Raw genomic sequence first — 4,587 nt, 5'->3', positions numbered from 1 at the left:
TGCGCCAGCAGCCCGTCCCAGACAAAGGCCGCTTCCGGAAAACCGTGCAGAAACATCAGCACCGGCCGGCCTTTGGCGCCAGTGCTGCGGCACGACAGGGTGATGCCGTGCGGCAGGGTCTGCAAACTGGTTTCAATCATGGTGCTACGCTATTTATAGCGGCTTGCGCCGTTCCTATATGCGCTACAGCCACTTTTTACTTAAAAATGCAGCCGCCCACAATGCCGCACCAGCCGCTTTCAGGATTCGGCGGGCGCGGACGGGTCGGCTTCTTCGGCGTCTGGCACGGCTTTGGCTGGTTTCACCGGCTTTTCCGACGGGTGCGCCCAGTCCCACAGGTGCTGGGCCACCTCTTCAACGCCCTGCCGCTTCAGCGCCGAAAAGAGTTTGACATCGCCGCCGCCGGCCTGCAGCCTGACAATGGACAGCGCCTTGGCCGCTTCGGTCTTGTTGAGCTTGTCCGATTTGGTCAGCAGCACCAAAAACTTGAGGCCTTCGACCACCCGGGGCCGGATCACGTCGAGCAAAATTTCGTCAAGTTCGGTCAGCCCCAGGCGCGGGTCGCACAGCAGCACCACGGCCTTGAGGTTGTCGCGGGTCTGCAGGTAGTTGCCCATCACCTGCTGCCAGCGGTATTTGGCTTCCTTGGGGACGGCCGCATAGCCGTAGCCGGGCAAGTCGGCCAGCATCGCGTCGGTCACGCCCTGTTTGCCCAGCGAAAACAGGTTGATGCTTTGCGTGCGGCCTGGGGTTTTGGAGGCAAAAGCCAGCCGGTGTTGCTGTGTCAGGGTGTTGATGCAGGTGGACTTGCCGGCATTCGAGCGGCCCACAAAAGCGATTTCAGGCACTTCCAGCCGGGGCAGGTGTTTCAGTTCGGGCGCGGTGGTGAGGAACTTGGCCGTGTGCAGCCAGCCCATGGCGATCTTGGGGTTGGGCAGGGCCGGTGCCGCAGCGGCGGGCTGGCTGGAAGAGGGTAGCGAGGTGGAGGAAGTCATGATGGGGCAGTCCCTGGAGGGCGGTTGCAGGCGGTAGCATGCGGTAAAGAGGGTGATAGAGTATCAGCCAGCAAGTTGTGACAGACTCGTGGCCAGCGCGGCAAGGCCCGAGTCATCAGCGCCGCCGCTAAGCATTGTAAAATCAGCGCGTTCAAAGTATTGTGCGCCAAACCATTAAAACCCCGATATGAACTTGCTCGTTACCTCTCTGGTGTCCGCTGTGCTGACCCTGTCTGCCGTGTCGTCGTTTGCCGTTGGCCAGGCCGTACCTGCCGCAGCGGCGCCCGCCCAGGTCGCCAAGCCTGACCTTGTCAAAGGCGCAGCCAGTTTTACGGCGCTGTGCGTCAGCTGCCACGGCGTTGACGGAAATTCGGGTATTGCCGCCAATCCCAAGCTGGCGCAGCAGCACCCTGAATACCTGGTCAAGCAGTTGCAGGAGTTCAAATCCGGCAAGCGCCAAAATGCCATCATGGTGGGTTTTGCGTCCATGCTGTCCGAAGACGACATGAAAAACATTGCGTACTGGGCCACGTCGAAAAAAGTCACACCCGGGTTTGCCAAAGAAAAAGAGCTGGTCACGCTCGGTGAGCGCATTTACCGTGGCGGCCTGGCAGATCGCCAGATTGCCGCTTGCGCCGGCTGCCACAGCCCGAGCGGTGCCGGCATTCCTGCGCAGTATCCGCGCCTGGGCGGCCAGCATGCCGAGTACACCGCCACGCAGCTGACGTCTTTCCGCGACGGTGTTCGTAAAAACAGCCTGCAGATGAGCCAGGTCGCCGCCAAACTCAATGACCGCGAGATTCGCGCCGTGTCCGATTACATCGCCGGCTTGCGCTGAGCCGAGGCGCAGGCTGGACCCGGTCACCCCTTTTTAAATGATAATACATGCAGATTGACTGATGTATTGAACTTGAGCCTGCAAACTCACTCACAGCAAGGCGGGTCTTTCTGACGAAGGCCCGCTTTTTTGTTTTTTGCTGATACCTTCTGCTGCATTGTTTTGCTGGCGTTGACTCAGCAGACCCCTTTGACCCGATATCAAACCCGATTTCACGCATGACTGTATCCACCGAAGGTATGAAAGTGAACTGGGGCTCCCGCACTCTGCGGGCGTCCGTGGAACTGCTGTCGTCCATGCGATTTTCGATTTCGCTGCTGACCGTCATCTGCATCGCGTCGATTATCGGAACCGTGCTCAAGCAGCAAGAGCCGCTGAGCAATTACGTGAACCAGTTCGGTCCGTTCTGGGCCCAAGTGTTCAGTCTGGCCAGCCTCAACACGGTCTACAGCGCCTGGTGGTTTTTGCTGATTCTGGCTTTTCTGGTGCTCAGCACCAGCCTTTGCATTGCCCGCAACGCCCCCAAAATCCTGACGGACCTGAATCAGCTCAAGGAAAACGTCCGCGAGCAAAGCCTCAAGGCCTTTGGTCACCGCGCCGAAGCGGCGCTCACCGAGTCGCCCGAAGTCGCGGCCCGCCGCATCGGCCAAACCCTGGTGCAAAGCGGCTGGAAGGTCAAACTGCAGCAACGCGATGCGGGCTGGATGGTGGCGGCCAAAAAAGGCGCTGCCAACAAGCTGGGCTATATTGCGGCGCACAGTGCAATTGTGCTGGTCTGCGTGGGCGGTTTGCTGGACGGCGACATGATGGTGCGCGCACAGATGTGGCTGGGCGACAAGTCCATCTATACCGGTGGCGGCCTGATCGCCGATGTGCCGACCCAGCACCGCCTCGCCGACAACAACCCCACGTTTCGCGCCAATCTGCTGGTCGCCGAGGGCACGCAGTCCAGCACGGCCATCCTGAACCAGCCCGGCGGCGTGCTGCTGCAGGAACTGCCGTTTTCAGTGGAACTGAAGAAATTCAGCGTGGAGTTTTATTCCACCGGCATGCCCAAGCTGTTTGCCAGCGACATCGTTATTCATGACAAGGAAACCGGCGACAAGATTCCAGCGCGGGTCGAGGTCAATCATCCGGTGAAGCACAGAGGGGTCGAGATTTTCCAGTCCAGCTTCGATGACGGCGGCTCCAGCGTCACGCTCAAGGCCATTCCCATGGCGGCCGCCAGCAAGCCCTTCGAAATCCAGGGCACGATTGGCGGCTCCAGCAGCCTGAGCAACGGCCAGGGTGCGGACGCAGAAAAAATGACGCTTGAATACACCGCGCTGCGGGTCATCAACGTGGAAAACTTTTCCGCCGGCGGCGGCATGGGCAGCGGCTCTGGGGTGGATGTGCGCAAGGTCGATTTGCGTCAGGCCATAGACAAGCGCCTGGGCGCTGCCAACAAGACCGCAACCCAGAAAGAACTGCGCAACGTCGGCCCCAGCGTGCTTTACAAGCTGCGCGATGCCTCCGGCCAGGCTCGCGAATATCAAAATTACATGTTGCCGGTCCAGGTCGATGACAGAACGGACAGCCCGGCGGTGTACCTGTTGGGGGTGCGCGACACACCGGTGGATGTCTTTAAGTACCTGCGGATTCCCGCCGATGCGGAAGGCAGCATGCAGACCTTTTTGCGCCTGCGTGCCGCGCTGGCCGATCCGGCCCAGCGCGAGCGGGCCGTCCAGCGTTATGCCCGTCAGGCCATTGGCACCGACAGGCCGGAACTCGTCGAGCAACTCGCGGCCTCGGCGTCGCGTGCGTTGGCCCTGTTTGCGGGCAGCGGACCCGACAGCGCGGCGGTCGGCAAGGAAAAAACGGCGGGTTTGCAGGCGATGTCCGACTTCATGGAAACCAACGTGCCTGAGGCCGAACGCGACCGCGCCGGGGAGGTGCTGATCCGCATCCTGAATGGCTCGCTGTTTGAACTGACCGAGATGACCCGTGAACAAGCGGGCCTCAAACCGCTGGCGCAAGACGAGAAAACGCAAAGCTTCATGTCCCAGATGGTGTTGAGCCTGTCAGACGCGCACCACTATCCGGCGCCCATGGCCTTTGAGCTCAAGGACTTCACGCAGGTCCAGGCCAGTGTGTTTCAGGTGGCGCGTGCGCCGGGCAAGACCATTGTTTACCTGGGCTGCGCCCTCCTGATCCTGGGGATATTTGCCATGCTCTACGTGCGCGAGCGCCGCGTCTGGGTCTGGCTGGCGCCGCGCAATGCGACCGATGATGATTCAGTGCCCGTTGCTGCAGGCCGCAGCCAGGCCACCATGGCTTTGTCCACCAACCGTAAAACCATGGATGGTGACAAGGAGTTTGAGATGTTGAAAACGAAACTGTTGCAGGCGCCACTATGAACAATCCAGGTATCAACACCACCACCACCCTGACGGCAGGGCGCAGCAGCGCCACGCTGAGCATGAGCGAAGGCTATTTTGCCAAGCGCAATGTGCTGGACTGGGTCTTTGCCGCGCTGGTTGCCGGTGGTTTTCTCTACGCCTTCATGCGTTACAGCGCCTACATGGACGTGTACGAGAAAGGCATCCTGCTGAGCGCCATTCCGGCCACCATTGCCATGGGCTGGTTCTGGCGGCCCTTGCGCGTGCTGATGGCGCTGGTTGCCGGTTTTGCCCTGCTGGGTATTGCGTCTTATCAGGGCGATCTGGCGCGGGCTGAGCAGGTGTTCTGGCTCAAGTATTTTCTGTCCAGCCAGTC

At 60.5% G+C, this 4,587-nt stretch carries 4 protein-coding genes and 1 pseudogene; 3 read left to right on the top strand and 2 right to left on the bottom strand.

Annotated elements, in window-relative coordinates; translation table 11 throughout:
- Both Q8K05_RS09975 and yihA read right to left on the bottom strand, forming a co-directional pair.
- The coding region (locus Q8K05_RS09975; RefSeq protein ID WP_370868821.1) for an alpha/beta fold hydrolase at positions 1-140 on the bottom strand (140 nt) is incomplete at its 3' end.
- A 99-nt stretch (positions 141-239) separates the two neighbouring features.
- Complete coding sequence (gene yihA, locus Q8K05_RS09970; protein ID WP_305246470.1) at positions 240-995, bottom strand: ribosome biogenesis GTP-binding protein YihA/YsxC; 756 nt, start codon at positions 993-995, stop codon at positions 240-242.
- A 187-nt stretch (positions 996-1,182) separates the two neighbouring features.
- Here yihA and Q8K05_RS09965 point away from each other — a divergent pair, with 187 nt between their 5' ends.
- The 3 genes and pseudogenes from Q8K05_RS09965 to Q8K05_RS09955 form a co-directional block, all read left to right on the top strand.
- A complete protein-coding gene (locus Q8K05_RS09965) occupies positions 1,183-1,833 on the top strand; it encodes a cytochrome c (protein WP_305246469.1) in 651 nt (216 codons plus the stop codon).
- Between the two features lie 218 nt (positions 1,834-2,051).
- The gene (locus Q8K05_RS09960) at positions 2,052-4,229 is read left to right on the top strand and encodes a cytochrome c biogenesis protein ResB (protein WP_305246468.1); all 2,178 of its coding nucleotides are present in this window, start codon (positions 2,052-2,054) and stop codon (positions 4,227-4,229) included.
- A gap of 11 nt (positions 4,230-4,240) precedes the next feature.
- Positions 4,241-4,587: pseudogene (locus Q8K05_RS09955) on the top strand (c-type cytochrome biogenesis protein CcsB); the annotation flags it as partial.

Origin of the sequence: Polaromonas sp., from assembly GCF_030682935.1 — a bacterium.
In the GTDB taxonomy this organism is placed as follows: domain Bacteria; phylum Pseudomonadota; class Gammaproteobacteria; order Burkholderiales; family Burkholderiaceae_C; genus Polaromonas.
Note: the sequence above shows the minus strand (reverse complement) of the source record. Positions and strands in the feature narration are given on the sequence as shown.